The 2,039-nt window shown below is 53.4% G+C and carries 2 protein-coding genes; both read right to left on the bottom strand.

Features of this window, described 5'->3' with window-relative positions; translation table 11 throughout:
• Window positions 1-246: 246 nt before the first annotated feature.
• Window positions 247-789, bottom strand: a complete 543-nt coding sequence (gene gmhB, locus AB5Y85_RS20565) for a D-glycero-beta-D-manno-heptose 1,7-bisphosphate 7-phosphatase (protein WP_257686798.1) — start codon at window positions 787-789, stop codon at window positions 247-249.
• 113 nt (window positions 790-902) lie between these two features.
• Window positions 903-2,039 (bottom strand): elongation factor Tu (gene tuf / locus AB5Y85_RS20560; RefSeq protein WP_115523187.1); only part of this gene is annotated, 1,137 nt, incomplete at its 5' end.

The following is a 2,039-nucleotide window of genomic DNA, read 5'->3' as shown; positions in this document are numbered from 1 at the left end:
TAAAGAGCGACGCAACAGTGTGTTGCTGCGGGAGTGGAATTCTACTCAACCGCCTTCTCGAGTCAAGCCTTATTTTCAAAGGCTTTTCGAGGTTATCGACGAGGTTGTTTGCGTTGCCGCTTGCCCTGTCGATGGAGGCGCATTATAGGGAACAGATTCTTTCTGGCAAGCAGATAATTGCAAAAAGATGGCTTTCGTTGTCCGTTCGCTCACAAAGCCACCAATTGGCATATTAAACCGGCGAAATCAGCTCACTGCAGGCACCGCAACAGCAAAATCGTGCAGATTGTCATAGAGAGCATCGGCCAGCGCACTACCCGTTTCGGTCATCGGCTTACCGGTTCTGACCATGATTTTGTGACCAACCCCAGCATTGACGGCAGCTTTTAGATCGGAAGGCTTGTCACCCACCATATAGGAACGACTCATGTCGATCCCCAGTTCCTGTTGCGCCAACAGCAGCATGCCTGGTTCCGGTTTGCGGCAATCACAGGGGGCGCCGTGATCCGGATGATGGGGGCAGAAGTAGATGCCATCGAGATCCACATCCCGATCAGCCAGTGACCAATCCATCCATTCAGTCAGATTCATGAAGTCATCTTCACTGAAGTAGCCGCGGGCGATTCCGGACTGGTTGGTGACGACGACCAGCAGATAGCCTTTCTTTTTGAGGAGCTGCAGGGCGTCTATGACTCCGGGCAGAAAATGGAAATCATCGACCTGACTGACATAGCCAGTGTCTTCATTGATGACACCGTCACGATCCAGAAAAATGGCGGGGTTGCTCACGGAAACTACCTCTATCAATGGTTTTGTCCAGTATCTCACAGGCCATAAATAGCCCCAAAAATAAAAGAGGTGGCCGAAGCCACCCCTTTTCATGTTTGTATATAACGAATCGATTAGGCGATTACGCTAGCTACAACACCAGCACCTACGGTACGGCCACCTTCACGGATAGCGAAACGCAGGCCGTCGTCCATTGCGATCGGAGCAATCAGGGTAACAACCATTTTGATGTTGTCGCCCGGCATTACCATCTCTACGCCTTCCGGCAGTTCGATGGTACCGGTCACGTCGGTAGTACGGAAGTAGAACTGCGGACGGTAGCCTTTGAAGAACGGGGTATGACGGCCACCTTCTTCTTTGGACAGTACGTACACTTCAGATTCGAACTTGGTGTGCGGCTTGATAGAACCCGGCTTGGCCAGTACCTGACCACGCTCTACGTCTTCACGCTTAACACCACGCAGCAGCGCGCCGATGTTCTCGCCTGCACGACCTTCGTCCAGCAGCTTACGGAACATTTCAACACCGGTACAGGTGGTAGAAACGGTATCTTTGATACCAACGATTTCTACAGTCTCACCTACTTTAACGATACCGCGCTCTACACGACCGGTAACTACGGTACCACGGCCAGCGATAGAGAATACGTCTTCGATAGGCATCAGGAACGGTTGGTCAATCGCGCGCTCCGGCTCCGGGATGTAGGTATCCAGGTGGCCAGCCAGCTCGATGATCTTCTCTTCCCACTGAGCGTCGCCTTCCAGCGCTTTCAGCGCGGAACCACGAACTACCGGCAGGTCATCACCCGGGAAGTCGTACTCGGTCAGCAGTTCACGAACTTCCATCTCAACCAGTTCGAGCAGCTCTTCGTCATCAACCATGTCACACTTGTTCATGAACACGATCATGTACGGGATACCAACCTGACGACCCAGCAGGATGTGCTCACGAGTCTGCGGCATCGGGCCGTCAGTCGCTGCTACTACCAGGATCGCGCCGTCCATCTGGGCAGCACCGGTGATCATGTTTTTAACGTAGTCGGCGTGACCCGGGCAATCTACGTGGGCGTAGTGACGGGTAGCGGTGTCGTATTCTACGTGGGAGGTGTTGATGGTGATACCACGCTCACGCTCTTCCGGTGCCTTGTCGATCTGGTCGAAGGCGAAAGCTTTACCACCGAAGTGCTTGGCCAGCACGTTGGTGATAGCTGCAGTCAGGGTGGTTTTACCGTGGTCAACGTGGCCGATGGT

This window comes from Aeromonas sp. R3-1, from assembly GCF_040908345.1.
Classification (GTDB): domain Bacteria; phylum Pseudomonadota; class Gammaproteobacteria; order Enterobacterales; family Aeromonadaceae; genus Aeromonas; species Aeromonas veronii.
Note: the sequence above shows the minus strand (reverse complement) of the source record. Positions and strands in the feature narration are given on the sequence as shown.